The sequence below is a fragment of the Defluviimonas sp. D31 genome, assembly GCF_033436765.1.
In the GTDB taxonomy this organism is placed as follows: domain Bacteria; phylum Pseudomonadota; class Alphaproteobacteria; order Rhodobacterales; family Rhodobacteraceae; genus Albidovulum.
This window is the reverse complement of record NZ_JAWQFN010000006.1, coordinates 86,811-103,647: the sequence shown is the minus strand read 5'-3', so window position 1 is coordinate 103,647 and position 16,837 is coordinate 86,811. Positions and strand designations below refer to the sequence as shown.

At 68.1% G+C, this 16,837-nt stretch carries 16 protein-coding genes; 1 reads left to right on the top strand and 15 read right to left on the bottom strand.

Annotated features, from left to right (window positions below; genetic code table 11):
- Positions 1-4: 4 nt before the first annotated feature.
- The 4 genes from R5H32_RS12445 to R5H32_RS12430 all read right to left on the bottom strand — a co-directional run bounded on the left by R5H32_RS12445 (position 5) and on the right by R5H32_RS12430 (position 4,136).
- On the bottom strand, positions 5-181 hold the full coding sequence (locus R5H32_RS12445) for a hypothetical protein (RefSeq protein ID WP_318339004.1): 177 nt from the start codon (positions 179-181) through the stop codon (positions 5-7).
- Positions 178-1,806, bottom strand: coding sequence for a glucan biosynthesis protein G (locus R5H32_RS12440; protein WP_318339003.1), 1,629 nt, complete (start codon positions 1,804-1,806; stop codon positions 178-180). The genes R5H32_RS12445 and R5H32_RS12440 overlap by 4 nt, the downstream gene beginning before the upstream one ends.
- A gap of 269 nt (positions 1,807-2,075) precedes the next feature.
- Positions 2,076-3,461: a HAMP domain-containing sensor histidine kinase gene (locus tag R5H32_RS12435; protein ID WP_318339002.1), complete on the bottom strand. Its 1,386-nt coding sequence runs from the start codon at positions 3,459-3,461 to the stop codon at positions 2,076-2,078.
- A 3-nt stretch (positions 3,462-3,464) separates the two neighbouring features.
- The gene (locus R5H32_RS12430; protein WP_318339131.1) at positions 3,465-4,136 is read right to left on the bottom strand and encodes a response regulator transcription factor; all 672 of its coding nucleotides are present in this window, start codon (positions 4,134-4,136) and stop codon (positions 3,465-3,467) included.
- Positions 4,137-4,426: 290 nt separating this feature from the next.
- Here R5H32_RS12430 and R5H32_RS12425 point away from each other — a divergent pair, with 290 nt between their 5' ends.
- On the top strand, positions 4,427-5,581 hold the full coding sequence (locus tag R5H32_RS12425; RefSeq protein WP_318339001.1) for a Do family serine endopeptidase: 1,155 nt from the start codon (positions 4,427-4,429) through the stop codon (positions 5,579-5,581).
- A 53-nt stretch (positions 5,582-5,634) separates the two neighbouring features.
- Here the strand turns inward: R5H32_RS12425 and R5H32_RS12420 are convergent, their stop codons facing one another.
- The 11 genes from R5H32_RS12420 to R5H32_RS12370 all read right to left on the bottom strand — a co-directional run bounded on the left by R5H32_RS12420 (position 5,635) and on the right by R5H32_RS12370 (position 16,834).
- Positions 5,635-6,666, bottom strand: a complete 1,032-nt coding sequence (locus R5H32_RS12420; protein ID WP_318339000.1) for a YeiH family protein — start codon at positions 6,664-6,666, stop codon at positions 5,635-5,637.
- 240 nt (positions 6,667-6,906) lie between these two features.
- On the bottom strand, positions 6,907-7,758 hold the full coding sequence (locus R5H32_RS12415) for an ABC transporter permease (RefSeq protein ID WP_263334845.1): 852 nt from the start codon (positions 7,756-7,758) through the stop codon (positions 6,907-6,909).
- 5 nt (positions 7,759-7,763) lie between these two features.
- Positions 7,764-9,002 (bottom strand): ABC transporter permease, encoded by a 1,239-nt coding sequence (locus tag R5H32_RS12410; protein ID WP_318338999.1) that lies wholly within the window; start codon positions 9,000-9,002, stop codon positions 7,764-7,766.
- Positions 9,003-9,076: 74 nt separating this feature from the next.
- A complete protein-coding gene (locus R5H32_RS12405; RefSeq protein WP_318338998.1) occupies positions 9,077-10,135 on the bottom strand; it encodes an ABC transporter substrate-binding protein in 1,059 nt (352 codons plus the stop codon).
- Positions 10,136-10,170: 35 nt separating this feature from the next.
- Positions 10,171-11,265 (bottom strand): ABC transporter ATP-binding protein, encoded by a 1,095-nt coding sequence (locus R5H32_RS12400; RefSeq protein ID WP_318339130.1) that lies wholly within the window; start codon positions 11,263-11,265, stop codon positions 10,171-10,173.
- 166 nt (positions 11,266-11,431) lie between these two features.
- Positions 11,432-12,937 carry a PLP-dependent aminotransferase family protein gene (locus tag R5H32_RS12395; RefSeq protein WP_318338997.1) on the bottom strand — a complete coding sequence of 502 codons (1,506 nt, stop codon included), beginning with the start codon at positions 12,935-12,937 and terminating at the stop codon, positions 11,432-11,434.
- A gap of 227 nt (positions 12,938-13,164) precedes the next feature.
- Positions 13,165-13,434: a 30S ribosomal protein S15 gene (gene rpsO, locus R5H32_RS12390; RefSeq protein WP_318338996.1), complete on the bottom strand. Its 270-nt coding sequence runs from the start codon at positions 13,432-13,434 to the stop codon at positions 13,165-13,167.
- A 143-nt stretch (positions 13,435-13,577) separates the two neighbouring features.
- The gene (locus tag R5H32_RS12385; RefSeq protein WP_318338995.1) at positions 13,578-14,540 is read right to left on the bottom strand and encodes a calcium-binding protein; all 963 of its coding nucleotides are present in this window, start codon (positions 14,538-14,540) and stop codon (positions 13,578-13,580) included.
- A gap of 103 nt (positions 14,541-14,643) precedes the next feature.
- Positions 14,644-15,177: a DUF1643 domain-containing protein gene (locus tag R5H32_RS12380; RefSeq protein ID WP_318338994.1), complete on the bottom strand. Its 534-nt coding sequence runs from the start codon at positions 15,175-15,177 to the stop codon at positions 14,644-14,646.
- Positions 15,174-15,830: an RluA family pseudouridine synthase gene (locus R5H32_RS12375; protein WP_318338993.1), complete on the bottom strand. Its 657-nt coding sequence runs from the start codon at positions 15,828-15,830 to the stop codon at positions 15,174-15,176. The genes R5H32_RS12380 and R5H32_RS12375 overlap by 4 nt, the downstream gene beginning before the upstream one ends.
- Positions 15,831-15,937: 107 nt before the next feature.
- Entirely contained in the window at positions 15,938-16,834 is an 897-nt protein-coding gene (locus R5H32_RS12370) for a homocysteine S-methyltransferase family protein (RefSeq protein ID WP_318338992.1), read from the bottom strand.
- Positions 16,835-16,837: the final 3 nt, after the last annotated feature.

Here is a 16,837-nt window from a genome sequence, read left to right as displayed (position 1 = left end):
GGCGTCAGATGTGCTGACCCGGCAGGAACGGCCGGAACAGCTGGACGAGATCGAAGCGGCCGGAGCGGCGCTCGAGCTCCTGGCGCGGCATGTCCAGCGGTGCTTCGGGCGGACCCCAGAACCGGGGGTCCTCGGGTATCAGGACCGTTTCGGTTCGTGCCTGATGCAACGTCTCGGTCATTCGGTCACCCACTGGTAGAGCCATATCTCGCTCAGGTTTTGTCCGTATCCGGTAATGGCGGCCTGGATTTCCATCGTGCTCTGGTCGCCCGCGGGCACCGCTTCGATGACGAGGCGCCAGTCGCCCGTGCCCGCGATCGGCGAGAGGATCGCCTGCGTGAGCTCGCCGCGCAGGACCGTCACCTTCGGGGTGATGTCGGCGTCGCCCGGAAGGTCGGCGAGCAGGCCGCCCCGGAAATCGACGACGAACTTCTTCCCGTCGGTCGTGCCGGAAACGCCCGCGACGCCGCCCTTGCCGACCCGCGTGCGCAGGATCCGCGCCCGTTCCTTCGAGCGGTCGCCGGCGGGGGAAACGCCCCAGTGCAGGCGGTAGGACACCTCGAGGCTGTCGCCCTTTCGGGCGGGCGCAGCCGGAACCCAGTAGGCGACGATGTTGTCGTTGCCTTCGAGATCCGACGGGATTTCCAGCAGCCGGACCGAGCCCTGGCCCCAGTCTCCGAGCGGTTCCACGATCAGCGACGGACGCCGTTCGTAATGCGCCTGCGCATCGAGATACTGGTCGAAATCACGCTCGCGCTGGACCAGCCCGAAAGACGCCGGGTTCTGTGCGCCGAGGTAGGAATTGCCGAGCTGGGCGGGATTCACGAGCGGGCGCAAGAAGGTCTCACCGTCGCGCGTATTGAGCACGAGGTGGTCGCTGTCGTGCACCGCGGGGCGGAAGTCGTCGAACGCGCCCGGATCGGCGCCGCCGAACAGGAACATCGACGTCAGCGGCGCGATCCCGAGCTGCTCCACGTCCTCGCGCAGGAACAGCCGCGCGGTCACATCGACGACGGTCGTGCTGCCCGGCTTCAGGACGAGGCGGTAGGCGCCGGTGACCGACTTCGACTGAAGCGCCGCGTAAACGACCACCTCGTCGGCGCCGGACGCCGGGCGCTCGATCCAGAAATCGGTGAACCGGGGAAACTCCTCGCCGCTCGGCATGCCGGTATTGACCGCCAGCCCGCGCGCGGACAGGCCGTAGACGGTGTCGCGTCCGAGCGCCCGGAAGTAGCTCGCCCCGAGGAAGGCCGCGACCTCGTCATAGTGGTCGGCGCGATTGAGCGGCGACATGAGCCGGAACCCGGCGACGCCCGGCATCTCGAAATCGGCGGGGATCTCGGTCTTCACGTTGGCGTAGTCGAAATCCGCCGTCGAGAACCGCATCGGCGTGGCGGTGCCCTCGGTCACCTCGGAGAGGTGGACCGGTTCGTTGAAGAGCCAGCCGAGGTGAAAGGCGTTGAGGTGGAACGGCGCGTTTTTCTGGTCCGCCCAGCGCGTCCGGTCGCGGCGGAAGCCCACCCGCTGGTAGTCGTCGTAGTCGAGCTCGGCGAGGAACCCTTCGACGGCCTCCGCGGGCTTCGGCGCGACCGCGGCCGCGGCGCGCATCTCGTCGGTCAGCCAGTCGAAGGAGAAGGCCACGCCCGCGGGCGCGGCGCCGGTGGTCTCGGTCGAGCTTTCCTGGGCGAAGGCCGGCAAGGAAGGGGCCAGTGCCGCCAGGGCGACAGATGACAGCAAGCCCGTGACGAGCTTGCGGCGCGTGCTGCAGATGCGAACTTCGCGAATCGGCCTGACCAAGGAACACATCCCAACTTCCTGACTCAGCGCCGTATTTCTTCGCTGCGCTGTAGAATGCAAGAGGGAGAACATCACGCGTGCGTGCATTTTCCTATTGCGGTGCTGTTTGTCGGCGGCGTCCTGCCCAAAACCGGCATTCCGAGTCGGCTCTGGACCGACAACCGGTGTGTCCGGTGCCAAAACTTTCCGCTTCGTTTCCTGGCTTGGAGTGGCGCTGAGATGAATGGAGACATCGAAGTCCAGGAGGCGCGGACGGCTTGCCGGCCGCAGTTGGAGCGCTATGCGCGCGTGGCGGCTGCCGTATCCGCTGGAAAGGAAAGCGTGACCCTCAGGCCGGGCGCGTTGTCCTTGAGGTCAAGCTGCGCCCCGTGAAGACCAGCGGTCGCCGCCACCAGCGCCAGCCCGAGGCCGTTTCCGGGCGTGGTGCGGCTCTGCTCCAGCCGGTAGAGGCGGCGCAGGACGTTCTGGCGCTCGCTTTCGGGAATGCCGGGACCGCGATCGGCGACCTCCAGCGCTACGCTGTCGGCGGTCCGGCGGACGGCGATGCCGATGTCGGTGCCGGGCGGGGTGTGGCGCAGCGCGTTCTCGATGAGGTTTGCCAGGGCCTGCCCTATGAGCCCCTTGTTGCCGCTGATCGTCGCTGGGCCGTCGGGCAGGTGCAGTGTCAGCTTGCGGCCCTCTTCCTCGGCTGTCGGAGCGTAAAGCTCGGCCATCTCGGACGCGACGCGCGCGAGGTCTACGGTCGTGAAGTTCGCACGCGCGCCGCCGCCTTCGATCTGCGCGATCTGGAGAAGCCCGTGGAAGATGCCGACCGCGCCGTCGGCCTCGGCGATGGCCCGGTCGGCGAGGGCGGCTTCGGCGCTTTCCTCGGGCAGCCGGTCGCGCAGGTCGTGGAGCAGGACCGCCATCCGCTGCAGCGGCGTCTTCAGGTCGTGCGCGATGTCGGCCGAGACCTGGCGCAGGGCCTCGGTCGCGGCCTCCTGCGCGGCGGCCATCCGGTTCACCTGCGCGCCGATGCGGGCAAGGTCGTCCCGCCGCCCCGGCTCGACCGGGATCCTGGCGTCGAGCGCGCCTTCGGACAGCTTGCCGAGCGTCGCCTCGATGAGGTCGACGCGCCGGCGCGCACGGGTCGCGATGATCGCCCCAGCGCCGAGCGAGATCAGCACCGTGGGCGCGAGACTGAGCGCCAGAAGTGCGAGGAAGGTCCTGCCAAGCTCGTGGATCGGCGTCCGGCTTTCGGCGAGGATGAGAATACCGCCCGCCATCCGCTCGATCAGGGGAAAGTAGCCGTGTTCGCCCAGCGGCCGGCCTTCGGGCATCCGGCGGATCTGGACGCCGCCCCCGGTCAGAACCGCCTTGGCATTGCCGGTGACGCGGCCATCCGGCGCGATATAGGCGAAGACGCGCTGCGCGGGATCTGCGGCATTGGCCTCGGCCATGACGAGGATCTCGAGCGCGCTGGGCGAGGCCGCGACCTGGAACCCCGCCATGTGCTGGCTGAGGTTCGCGCGCATGCCGGTCTCGATCGCGCTGCGGAGGCTGAGATAGGCCAGGCCAAGCGTCACGAGGTTCACCACCGCCACGACGGCCACGAGCCCGATCGCCTGGCGCATCGGCGTCGAGCCGGCGCTGTGCCGCAGGGCGCGGATGAGCCCGGACCGCACCCCTCAGGCCTCGATCTTGTAGCCCGCGCCGCGCACGGTGTGGATCAGCTCGCGGTCGAAGGGCTTGTCGACCTTGGCGCGGAGCCGGCTGACATGGGTCTCGACCACGTTGGTCTGCGGATCGAAGCTCAGGTCCCAGACCGCTTCGAGGAGCATGGTCCGGGTCTGGACCCGTCCCTTGCGGCGCAGGAGGTGTTCCAGGAGCGCGAATTCGCGCGGCAGTAGGTCGATCGTGCGGCCTGCACGGGTCACCGTGCGCGCGATGAGATCCATGCGCAGATCGCCCGCGGTCAGGACCGTCTCGGTCATGGGCTGGGACGCGCGCCGCGCGAGGACCGCGATCCGCGCCGAAAGCTCGCCGAAGGCGAAGGGCTTGACCAGGTAGTCGTCGCCGCCCGCCTGCAACCCCTCGATCCGGTCGTCGACCCCGCCGACGGCGGTGAGGAAGATCGCCGGAACCGTGACCTTGGCGGACCGGAGCGCGCGCACCAGCGACAGCCCGTCGAGCCCCGGCAGCATCCGGTCGACGATCATCACGTCATAGCCGCCCGACATCGCCTGGACGAGCCCGTCCCGTCCGTCGGCAACGTGGTCGACGACGTGGCCCTCCTCGCGCAGGCCCTTGACGATATAGGCGGCCGTGGTCTGGTCGTCTTCGATCAGCAGGAGTTTCATGGCATCCTTCGAGGCGTCCGCGCCGGTTCCATTCTCGGGAAACCTAGTCATTCCGCGCCCCATTCGAAAGACGGTCCCCGCGGGTTGCGTGCGGGATCATCGCGCGGGGGCCCGACCCGCTCCTGTAGCCGGGATTACAAATCTGTCGGAATTCCGGACGCGCGGCATCTGACCGGTTCGTGAGAAACCTGTCGAATTTGCAATCTTCGTGTCGGGCGCAGGAAAGGTCCCGAGCCCAGATCTTCTCCATCCCCCGGTCCTGGCACCGGACAGTTCCAAGGAGATGCGACATGCAAACCGCCAACAAGACAGTTCGAAGCCGGGTTCCCGCGCTGGTTCTCGGCACCCTGATGGGCGCCACCGCGCTGACCGCGCTGTCGCCGATGCTCGCCGCCCCCGCCTTTGCCGCCTCGGCGATGCCGCAGGGCGGATACGTCGACCTCGTCGAAAAGGTCGCGCCGGCGGTGGTCTATATCGAGGTCACGAAGAAGGCCGATCCGGCGGAGTATTACGGCCAGAACATGCCGCAGGGCTTCCCGCTCGACCAGTTCATGCAGCGGTTCGGCATGCCGATGCCCATGCCCGGCACCCCGGACGGCAACGGGCCCGAGATGCACGGCGTCGGCACCGGATTCATCATCTCGGCCGACGGCCAGATCGTGACCAACGCCCATGTCGTCGACGGCGCCGACAAGGTCTCCGTCACGCTCGCCGACGGCCGCAAGGTCGAAGGCAAGGTCGTGGGCGCCGACGCCGCGACCGACATCGCGCTGGTGAAGGTCGAGGACGGCGACGCGCTGCCCACGGTCGCCTTCGGCGATTCCACCGGGCTCAAGGTCGGCCAGGACGTGGTGGCGATCGGCAACCCCTTCGGCCTCGGCAATTCCGTGACCGCCGGCATCGTCTCGGCGCTCGGCCGCGACATCAACTCGGGCCCGTTCGACAACTACATCCAGACCGACGCGGCCATCAACAAGGGCAACTCGGGCGGTCCGCTCTTCAACGCGCAAGGCGAGGTCGTCGGCATCAACACCGCGATCTTCTCGCCCTCGGGCGGCTCGGTCGGGATCGGCTTCGCCGTACCCTCCGAGACGGCCGCGAAGGTGGTGGCCGACCTCGCCGGCGACGGCACGGTCGAGCGCGGCTGGCTCGGCGTCCAGATCCAGCCGGTCTCGGAGGACATCGCGGCGGCCCTCGGTTTGGTGAAGGCCGAAGGCGTGCTGATCACCGACGTCACCGACGACACGCCGGCGGCGAAGGCCGGGCTGACGCGGGGCGACATCGTGCTCAGCGTGAACGGCACGGCGGTGAAGGAGCCGCGCGACCTGACCCGGATGATCGCCACCGACGCGCCGGGCACCGAGGTGAAGCTCGGCCTCCTGCGCGCCGGCAAGCCCCTCGACACGAGTGTCACGCTCGGGACGCGCCCGGAACAGCCGGCCTGATTCCCGCCGCGCGGCCCTCTCAAGCGCCTCCGAGCCCGGCTCGGGGGCGCCGCTTACAGGCCCGGACGCAGCACCAGCGCGCCGAGGAAGAGCAGGCCGAGGAAGACCGTCTCGCAAACGACGAGCAGGATCGCCTGGCCGCCGACCTCGCGGACCTGCTTCAGCGAGGTCTTCATGCCCACCGCCGCGACCGCGATCAGGAGAAGCCAGCGGGACAGCTCGTTGGCGACGTTCGCCAACGCCTCGGGAATTCCGAGGACCGAGTTTACCGCCGCGAGCACGAGGAAAGCGACGACGAAGGCCGGCAGGAGCGGGGTCTTGCGCTGGCTGTCCGTCCCGCCGAGCCCCTTCAGATTGACCACCAGCGAGATGATGAACACCACCGGTGCCAGCATCGAGACCCGCAGGAGCTTGACCACGGTGGCGACGTCGCCGGTCTCGTCCGAGACCATGTAGCCGGCGCCGACCACCTGGGCCACGTCATGGATCGTGCCGCCGAGGAACAGCCCCGCCGCGTGAGTGTCGAGGCCGAGCGCCGAGACGATCATCGGGTAGACGATCATCGCCAGGGTGCTGAGAACGGTCACGCTCATCACCGTGAAGACAAGGTTGCGCTCGGAATGCTCGTTGCGCGGCAGAACCGCCGCGATCGCCATCGCCGCCGAGGCGCCGCAGATCGCGACCGAGCCGCCGGTCAGCACGCCGAACCGCACGCCGCGCCCCAGGAGCCGCGCGCCGAGGACCCCGGCGCCGATGGTCAGCGCCACCCCGAGGACCGTCAGCACCACCGCCCCGGCGCCGAGGCCGGAAAGCAGCTGCCAGCTGACCCGGAGGCCGAGGAGCGCCACGCCCGCGCGCAGGAGCGTACGGGCCGAGAAGTCGATGCCGGCGCGGCAGGGGCCCTCCTCGTGCAGGAACTGGAACGCGATGCCGAGGAGAAGCGCCATCAGCATCGCCGGGGCGCCGTAATGCTCCGAGAGGAAGCGTGCGGCGAAGGCAACGACGATCGCGGAGAGAACACCTGTGCGGAGGGTCTTGGCGCGCGAAAGCGAGAAGGCATCGCGGAGGTCGGAAGCGGCGAACATGGAAGGTTCCGGGCGTCTGGGCGGCGCCGGCGGTCCCGGCGGTGCGGTTTCGGGTCGGTCAGGCGCGCGGGGCAGTGCCCGCCGCGTCGGGACAGCGTCTTGTCGGTCTCATTCTCGCCGAGCTTTGGCGGCGGCGAGAGCATGATGATACAGGCCGGGTGCAACCGGGGCTTGACCCGGCGCGACGGGGCGCGCCGGGTTCGCGACCGATCTACGGGGGCAGCGCATCGGCCCCGGTTATCAGAACTCGGTGCCGCGCATCCGCTCCGACCGGCGCCGGAGGATCTCGAGCGTCACGAGAAGCGCGATCGAGATCAGGATCAAGAGCGTCGCGACGGCGAGGATCGTCGGGTTGATCTGCTCGCGCAGGCCCGAGAACATCTGCCGCGGGATCGTGCGCTGCTCGGGCCCGGCGAGGAACAGCACCAGCACCACCTCGTCGAACGAGGTGACGAAGGCGAAGAGCCCGCCGGAGATCACGCCCGGACGGATGAGGGGAATCACCACGTCCCAGAACACCTTGACCGGCGAGGCGCCCATGCTGATCCCGGCATTGTAGAGCGAGCGGTCGAAACCCGAGAGCGTCGCCGTCACGGTGATGATCACGAAGGGCACGCCGAGCGCGGCATGGGCGATGACCAGCCCGGCATAGGAGCCGACCAGGTTGAAGCGGGTGTAGAAGAAGAACATCCCCGCCGCGATGATGATCAGCGGCACGATCATCGGCGACAGGAGGAGCGCCGTGATCAGCCGCTTGAACGGCATCACCGGCGACGACAGCCCGACCGCCGCGATGGTGCCGAGCACGGTCGAGAGCGTCGCCGCCAGCGCGCCGATCAGGAAGCTGTTCTTGATCGACAGGAGCCAGTTCGCATCCGAAAAGATCGCCTGGTACCAGCGCGTCGAATAGGCCGCGGGATCGAGCGCGAGCATGCCGTCCGTGAATGTGAAGTAGGGCTCGGCGTTGAAGGACAGCGGCACGATGATGACGATCGGCAGCATCAGGAACGCCAGGACCAGATAGGCGGTCCATTTCAGCGAGTAATGGCCAAGGATGTGCCAGAAGGTGAAGTAGGCCGGCAGGTGCTTCATGGTCGTCATCCCAGCTTGATGTTGCCCGCGCCGACGAAGCGGTCGTAGACCCAGTAGAGAACGAGGATCATCGCGAGCAGGAGCGAGCCGAGCGCGGCCGCGAGCTCCCAGTTGTTGGACTGCTGCATGTGGAAGGCGATGATGTTGGAGATCATCTGGCCGTCGGTGCCGCCGACGAGGGCCGGCGTGATGTAGTAACCGACCGAGATGATGAAGACGAGCAGCACCCCGGCGCTCAGCCCCGGCAGGGTCATCGGCAGGTAGATCTTGAGGAAGGCCGGGATCGGCTTGCTGCCCATCGACATCGCCGCGCGCATGTAGCTCGGGTCGATGCCCTTCATCACCGAGTAGAGCGGCAGGATCATGAACGGCATCAGGATGTGCGTCATCGCCAGCACCGTCGAGAACTGGGTGTAGAGCATCTCCAGCGGAGAGCGGGTGATGCCCGTTCCCATCAGGACCGAGTTGACGACGCCGCTGGTCTGCAGGAGCGCGATCCACGAGGTCGTGCGCACCAGAAGCGAGGTCCAGAACGGCAGGAGCACGAAGACCATCAGCATGTTGGCGTTCTTCGATTCCGCATTGGCGAGGTAATAGGCCAGCGGGTAGCCGCCGATCAGCGTCAGCACCGTGATGTAGAGCGCGATCCGCAGGGTCTTGGTGTAGAGGTCGACATAGATCTTCGCGCCGTCGCGCGGCTGGACGCCGCCGTCCTCGGCCATTTCGAGGTCTAGCGCGGTGAGATAGTAGTCCGGCGTATAGGCCGCGCCCGAGTCGCGGATCGCCTTCCAGATCTTCGGATCCTCCCAGGCGGCATTCGCCGAGGCGAGGATCGCGCCGCCCGCCGAGGCGAGCTCGGCGTCGTCCATGCGGCCGAGCTTGCGGGCCGAGGACTTGATCGTGCTGGAACTGCCCGGCAGGGCCCGGTTGATCTCCTCGGCGAGCTTGCCGGAGAGCCGCTCGCCCGCCAGCCGCTTGAGGTCGGCAGCGAAGACCGCGCGCGTCTCGGCCGGGGGCAGCGCCTCGCCGTCCCAGTCCTTCAGCGCCTCCAAAGTCTCGGGGATCAGTTCCGACACCACCGGGTGGTAGACGCTGCACACCAGCATCGTCGCGATCGGCGCGACGAAGGCGAAGACGAGGAAGAGGAGGAGCGGCGCGACGAAGAGGAACGCGGTCAGCTTGCGCCGGCGAAGCTCGCGGCGCGCGGAGGCGGTATCGGTCGCGTCGAGGGCGCTGGGGGTCATGTCCGTCTCGCGTGGATCTCGGGAAAAGTGGCCGCGTATCTCTTGCGATACGCGGCCAGTCGGGGAGCGTCAGTTTACTTCAGCAGCCATTCGTTGAAGCGCTCGCCGAGCGTTTCGCCGAAATCGGCCCAGAAAATGCCGTCGGCCTTCAAGCCCTGGTCGAGATGGGCCGTGGGCAGGTCCTCGTTGACCGCGGGGTCGACATAGGGGGTCGAGGACTTGCGGGTCGGGCCGTAGGCCACGTCCGCCATCCCCGCGAGCGGCTTGGAGCCGGTGGCGTAGGAGATGAACTCGAAGGCAGTGTCCTTCTTCTTCGACCCGGCCACGACCGCCCAGACGTCGAGGTCGTAGACATGGCTGTCCCAGGCGATCTCGAACGGCTTGCCGTCCTCCTTGATCGCCGAGAAGATGCGGCCGTTGGCCGACTGCACCATCGCCGCGCCGCCGTCGTTGAGCAGCTGCGGCGCCTGCGACCAGCTGTCGAACCAGACGATGTCGTTCTTGATCGTGTCGAGCTTGGCGAAGGCGCGGGCCTGGCCTTCCTCGGTCGCGAGCACCGAGTAGACATCCGCCGGCGCGACGCCGTCGGCGATCAGCGCCCATTCGAGGTTGACCTGCGGCCGCTTGCGCAGCGCGCGCTTGCCGGGGAACTTCGCGGTGTCGAAGAAATCGGCGATCGTCGCCGGCTTCTCGCCCTCGGCCGCGCCGTTGTAGGCGAAGATGATCGACCAGACGATGACGCCGACGCCGCATTCGCTGGCGATCGCCTCGGGCACGAAGTCCTCGGCCGCCGCGACGCCGTCATCGCCGGCGGGCAGGATGTCCTGCGGGATGACCTCCAGAAGCCCTTCCGAGCAGGCACGCTCGAGGTCGATGGTCTCGATGTCGACGACGTCCCACTGGACGTTGCCGGCCTCGACCTGGGCCTTGATCTCGGCGATGCCGCCCGAATAGTCCTCGAACAGGATCTCGTTGCCGGTCTCGGCGACGAAGGGGTCGATCATGTGCTCCTTCTGCGCCGCGCCATAGGCGCCGCCGAAGGACACGACGGTCATGCTTTCCGCCTGCGCCTGGGCGAGCGAGGCCAGAACCAGCGCCGTGGTGCCGGCGAGCAGTTTCAGTTTGGTCTTCATGGGTCTCCTCCCTGTGAATCCGATAGCCGCGCCGGTCAGGCCGGGAACGCGATGCAGTCCTTGGCGAGCCAGACGAGCGAGGCCTTGTCGCCCGCCTTCAGGTCCGGGGCCGCCAGATCGTTGAGCACCTTGATCGTGATCTCGGTCCCTTCCGAAACGCGGAAGTAGAAGCGGACGAAATCGCCGACGTAGTGATGGGTCACATGCTCGGCCACGAGCTCGTTGTCGTAGGCGTGGCTGGTCGGCTTGATGAAGAGCTTCTCTGGCCAGATCGAGAGCACGCAGTCGGCGCCCGCCTTCAGCCCCTCGGCCGCGTCGGCGGTGATCGTGCCGCCGCCGGCGACCGCGACCCGGGCCTTGCCGCCCTCGATCCGCTCGACCTTGCCGGGGATGAAGTTGTTCTCGCCGATGAAGTCCGCCACGAAGGCGTTCGACGGCCGCTCGTAGAGCTGCGCCGGGGCCGCGCATTGCTGCACCACGCCGTCGTTGAAGACCGCGATCCGGCTCGACATCGTCAGCGCCTCGGTCTGGTCGTGGGTGACGTAGATCACGGTGAAGCCGAGCTGTTCGTGGAGCCGGGTGATCTCGTACTGCATCTGCTCGCGCAGCTTCTTGTCGAGCGCGCCGAGGGGCTCGTCCATCAGGATCAGCGAGGGTTCGAAGATCAGCGCCCGGGCGAGCGCCACGCGCTGGCGCTGGCCGCCAGAGAGCTGGCCCGGATAGCGGCCGCCGAAGCTGCCCATCTCGATCAGCCGCAGGTATTCGTTGACCCGGTCCTTGACCGCGCCCTTGTCCATCTTGCGGACCCGGAGCGGGTAGGCGAGGTTCTCCGCGATCGTCATGTGCGGAAAGAGCGCGTAGTTCTGGAACACCATGCCGATGTTGCGCCGGTAGGTCGCGGTCCTGGTCACCGACTGGCCGGCAATCACGATGTCGCCCGAAGTCACGCCCTCGAACCCGGCCAGCATCATCAGGACCGTGCTCTTGCCCGAGCCCGACGGGCCGAGCAGCGTGATGAACTCGCCCTTCTGGACGTCGAGGTTGAAATCCTTCACGACCAGTGTCTTCTGGTCATAGCTCTTCTTGACGTTCCTGAAGCTCAGGAACGCTCCGCTTGCGTCCAACGGCATCGTGCCGATCCCCCCGTTCGTGGTGCCGTCGCGCCGCTCCCGCGCGCCCGGCCTTAATCCCACATCCAAGCCCGCCTGATAGGACCGAGCCTGCCTCCACCGCAATCGGTATCAGCAGAGCCGCGGGCTGGTACAGGTACAGAGCCGGCTAAACTGTGGGTACAGATCAGAGGTCGTCGATCACGCCCCGCAGCACCGCGAGGCCGGGTTCGATATCGGCGGCGGGCACGCTGGAAAACCCGAGGCGGAAGGCGAAGCCGCCCTCGCTTCCGGTGAAGAAACAGGGTTCCACCGCCTCCACCACGACGCCCGCATCGAGCGCCCGGCGAACGATCCCGGCGCCCGGCCGTTGCCGCGTCGGATCGGTCAGCATGAAGTTCGTGCCGCCGGTCGTGCCGACGATGCCGAAGTCGGAGAAATCGCGCGCCAGCGCCGCGCCAGCGATCGACCAGCGCCGCTCGAAGGCGGCATGCAGCCGCGAGCAGAGCGCGTCGTAATGGCCGAGCCGGAGGAACAGTGCGGCGGTGTGCTGCAGCACCAGCGGCGGATGGCGGATCATCATGCCGCGCAGCGCGCGGGCCTCGGTGACAAGCTCCTCCGGCGCGACGAGAAAGCCGAGCCGCAGCCCCGGCGCGAGGCTCTTCGACAGGCTCGTCGTGTAGATCACCCGCGCGCTGCGGTCGATCTGGTAGAGCGGTAGCGGCGGACTCGTGCGGAAATCGACGTCGCAGTCGTAATCGTCCTCGATGATGAGGAAATCCTCGGCCTCGGCCAGCGCGAGCAGAGCCCGGCGCCGCGCCTGAGAAAGCGAGACCGTGGTCGGGAACTGCCGGTTCGGCGTGACATAGACCAGATCCGTTCCGCGCAGCCTGTCATCGACCACGATTCCCTCGGCATCGACCGGGATGAAGCGGACCTCGTCGAAGAGCTGGGCGAAGATGTTGCGGGCGTCGGGATAGCCCGGATCCTCCATCGCGACGACCCGGCCGGCACCCCGGAGCAGGCTCGCGACGAGGTAGAGCCCCTGCTGCGCGCCGAGCGTGACCAGCACGTTTTGCGAACGCGCGGTGAGGCCGCGGCGGGGCAGCAGCCGGTTGCAGATCTGGTCGAGCAGTTCCGGCGCGTCCCAGTACTGGTTGTCGCTCGACCAGATGCCGAGGTCGCGGCGGTTCATCGCGAGCCGCGTGCATTCGCGCCATTCGGCGATGGGAAAGCGGCCAGTGTCGATCTGGTTGCAGACGAAGGGATAGCGGAACTCCTGCCAGTTCGGCGGGCGCAGGATATAGGTTCCGCGCGATGGCTGGCGGCGGCCGATCCGGCCGAGGATGTCGGCCTTCGCGGGTCCGGTGTCGTCGCCGTCGTCGGTGGCAGTCACCGGGATCCGCAGCTCGTCACAGACGAAGTAACCCGCCCTTGGCCGCGACGCGATGAGCTTGTCGTCGCAGAGCCGCGAATAGGCGCCAAGCACCGTGTTGATCGACACGCCGAGGTCCTGGGCCAGCTGGCGGCAGGACGGCAGCCGCGCACCAAGCGCGATCGCGCCGGTCGAGATCAACCGCGATATCTCCGACTGCACCTGATCGCGAAGCCCTACGGGCGAGTCGTGCTTGAGCCGGATACGGGGAACCGGAAGCTTCGCGTGCTGGCTTTTTCGTTTCGCGGCGGCATCCATTTTTGCCGCATCCTTCCGTCTTTCGCGGTGGAGCGCAAACCGTCCGACCCGCCGCCACAGTTTGGCCGTTCACAGGCATACAGGGCAAGGCGGCGTCGCCTGCCGGGGTTTCACGCTTCGCCCGCCGGATTCCGGGCGACAGGCCGCCGCAGCGGTTTGCGGGCGGATCGAAGAGAAACGCCCGCGCCTTTCGGCACGGGCGTTCCAATCCGTCAAGCGAACCGCGATCAGCGGCGCAGGCCGAGGCGCTCGATGAGCTTGGCGTAACGCGCTTCGTCGTTCTTCTTGAGGTAGTCGAGAAGCTTGCGGCGCTGGGCGACGAGCTTCAGCAGGCCGCGGCGCGAATGGTTGTCCTTCGCGTGGGTCTTGAAGTGCTCGGTCAGCGTGGCGATCCGCGACGAGAGGATCGCAACCTGGACTTCCGGCGAACCGGTGTCGCCCTTGGCGGTCGCGAATTCCTTGATGACGCGGGCTTTTTCTTCAACGGTGATCGACATCGGGGTCTCCTTTCGATTTCAAAGGGTCATGGCGCAAGCCGGGATGTCGTCCAGCAGGGCCCGTGGAGTGCACCCGCCGTTTCCGGCGGATGCGCGCGTATAGGGGAAAACGCCTTAAAAGGAAAGCGGGAAATGCCCGGTCGTCAAGCCGCGCCCTTCGCTCGTTCCGGTATCAGCGTGATATCGGAGGACGCCAGCGCGGGGTAGCCGAGAACGTGGGCGATAACCGAGCCGTCGATGCGGATCTCCATCGCGCCCTCCACCTTCGCCGAGGGTCCGACCGCGACCTCCGGATCGGGATGCCGGACCGGGTCGTAGACGAGGACCAGCCGGTCCTGCTCCGGATTGTAATCGCCGATCGTCGTGACGCCCTCCTTGTCACCCAGCCAGTCGGCGAGTTCAAACGTATCCGCCCCGGTGCCGCCCTCGGCCCAGTCGCCCGCTCCGACGCGGATCGTGTCGTCCCCCGCGCCGCCATTGAGATAGTCGCGCCCGTCGGTGTCCGGATCACATCCCCGGGGCGCGCGCCCGTCGAGGACATCGTTGCCATCGCCCCCCATGAGCGTATCCTGACCGGCCCCTCCGACGAGAGTGTCGTCGCCCAGCGCGCCCTGCAACGCATCGTCGCCATCGCCGCCGTAAAGCAGGTCGGCGCCGCCGCCGCCGATCAGCGAGTCGTCGCCCGCACCGCCGTCGAGCGTATCGTCGCCCTCGTAGCCCAAAAGCAGATCATCGCCATCGTCGCCATGCAGGACGTCGTTTCCGTCCTCGCCGTGCAGGGTGTCGTCACCGCCGCCGCCGAGAAGCGTGTCTTCGCCCTCCTGCCCGTGCAGGTCGTCGCGCCCCTCCCTGCCTGCGATCAGATCGCCGCCGCCATAGCCGCCGATCTGGTCCTCTCCGTCGCCGCCCGAAACCGTCTCGGCGTCGTCCGTGCCAGAGACGATCAGGTCCAGAGGCGTCCCCTCGATCCCGTTCTCCGACGCGGCGTCCTCGTCCGCAGGCGGCGGATCGCCCGCATCGGCGTCGTCGCCCGGCTTCAATATGCCGCTGAAGTCAACCGCGGCTCCTACCATCATCAGCCCCACGAGGCTGGCCAATATGAACATGCCATCCACCCGATCTTCACGTCCGGCAATCCCCACGGCCGGCACACCCGATGCCAGTGAAGCGCCGATTCCTTAAGCCGGGGCCAAGAAACCCGAGGCCGATTCAATTCTCGGCATTTTCCGGCGCCGGGGTCTCGCGCCAGGGCTCGGGGTGGCGCGCATAGCCGACATAGAGCGGATGGCGCGGATGGCCGTCGCGGGTCAGCCCGAGCTGCCAGAGCGGCCGCCCCGCCGCCCGCAGGGCCGCCTCGACCTCGGCTCCGCGGCCCAGATGGGCGCCGTGCACGCCCCAGCCGCAGAGAACCAGCGCCGCCCCGGACGCCGCGTCGAGAAGCGTCGCGTCGTTTTGCGGCCCGACCGGCGCGGCCGACCGCTTCAGCTCGCGCGGATCCGTGGCGCGGTAGCCGAAGATATTCGCGACCGCGAAGCCGGCAAAACCCATGGCCCGCGCCCTACGCTCGCATCGCTCGATCGTCGGATCGTTCCGTTCCTCGGTCGCCGTCGAGGGGTTCAGGAGGACGAAGAGCATGTGCCCGCCCGACCCCCAGTCGCGCCGGAGCAGGTACCGATAGGCGCCGCACTCCGAATAGAGCGCCGAAGACCGCGTTCCGCCGGCCTCGTGCCGCCGGGTGATCACCGGAACGGACAGGGCGCGGTGAAGGTCATGCCGCGCCCGGTCTCGGGATGGTTGCAGCGCAGGCTCTCGGCATGAAGCATGAGCCGCGGAAAGTCGCGCGCATCCCCCTCCGCATAAAGCGCGTCGCCGAGGATCGGGTGGCCGAGTTCCCTCATGTGGACGCGCAGCTGATGGCTGCGCCCGGTGATCGGCATGAGCCGCACCCGCGTCGTGCCATCGGGGTCGTGGCCGAGCACCTTCCAGTCGGTCTGGGCCGGCTTGCCGGTCTCGTGGTTGACGTGCTGGCGCGGCCGGTTCGGCCAGTCGACGATCAGCGGCAGGTCGACCCTGCCCTCCTTCGGCTCGAGATGGCCCCAGAGCCTCGCGCGGTAGGTCTTCTTCGTCTTGCGCCCCTCGAACTGCGCCGAGAGTTCGCGCTGCGCATGACGGGTCAAGGCGAAGACGATGACGCCCGACGTGTCGCGGTCGAGCCGATGCACGAGCAAAGCCTCGGGATACACCATCTGCACCCGCGCGATCAGGCAGTCGGCCAGATCCTCGCCCTTTCCGGGCACCGAGAGGAGCCCCGCGGGCTTGTCGATGACGAGGATCGCGTGATCGGCATGGATCACGTTCAGCGGCTCGGCGGGTGGATTGTAGGCGGCATCACTCATGGGGCGCACCGGTAGCACGGTCGCGGGCGCCGCGCAGCCCCCTTCATCTTGCTCCAAACATCCCCGCCGGAGGCTTCGCCGCCGACAGACGCGCTCCGGCCGCGGGATCAGACGATGCGGTGCCCCGCCTCCTTCAGCCGGCGGGCGATCTCGGCGATATGCGCCGGACCGGTCTCGCAACAGCCGCCGACGATCGTCGCGCCCATCCCGACCCATGCCATCGCGAAGTCGGCATAACGGGCCGGCGTCATCTCCGGCCGGGCCGCGAGCGCGTCGACCGTCGGGCTGTCCTTGAGGAACGCCTTGGTGATCTGCTGGAAGCCGTTGGCATAGGCGCCGAAGGGCAGGCCGAAGCGGCCGAGTTCCTCGAGCGCCGCGGCCATCGCCTCGGGCGCCGAGCAGTTGGCCAACACCGCCGAGGCCCCGCCGCGCGCGAGGACCGGGCCGAGCGCCGCGACCGGCTCGCCCGAGCGCAGCCGCGCGCCGTCCTCGTCGTCCACCGTGACCGAGATCCAGACCGGCCGGCCTCCGGCCCTGGCGCCCTCGAGCACCGCGCGCGCATGGGCGAGGGAGGCGACGGTCTCGGCAAGGAACATGTCGACGACCGGCGCGAGGAGCCCGGCGATCTCGGCGTATTTCGCGACCGCCTCGTCATGCGGCGGGTGGGTCTCGGGCCGGTAGGAGGCGACGAGGGGGCCGAGCGAGCCCGCGATGCGGCCGGATCCGTGTTCGGCCCTCGCCGCCGCAGCCTCGGCCAGCGCCTGCATGTGGAGACTGGCGAAGCGGTCGTCGAGCCCGGCCTTCACCAGCCGGTCATGGTGGATCGCGTAGGTGTTGGTCGTGGCCACCGTCGCGCCGACGGCGAAATAGTCAGCATGGACCTGTCGCACGAGACCGGGATGGTCGAGCATCACCTGCGTCGCCCAGAGCGGCGTCGGCTTGTCGCCCGACCGCGCGAGCAGTTCCTGGCCCATGCCGCCATCGAGAAGGGTTATCTCGGCCATCGT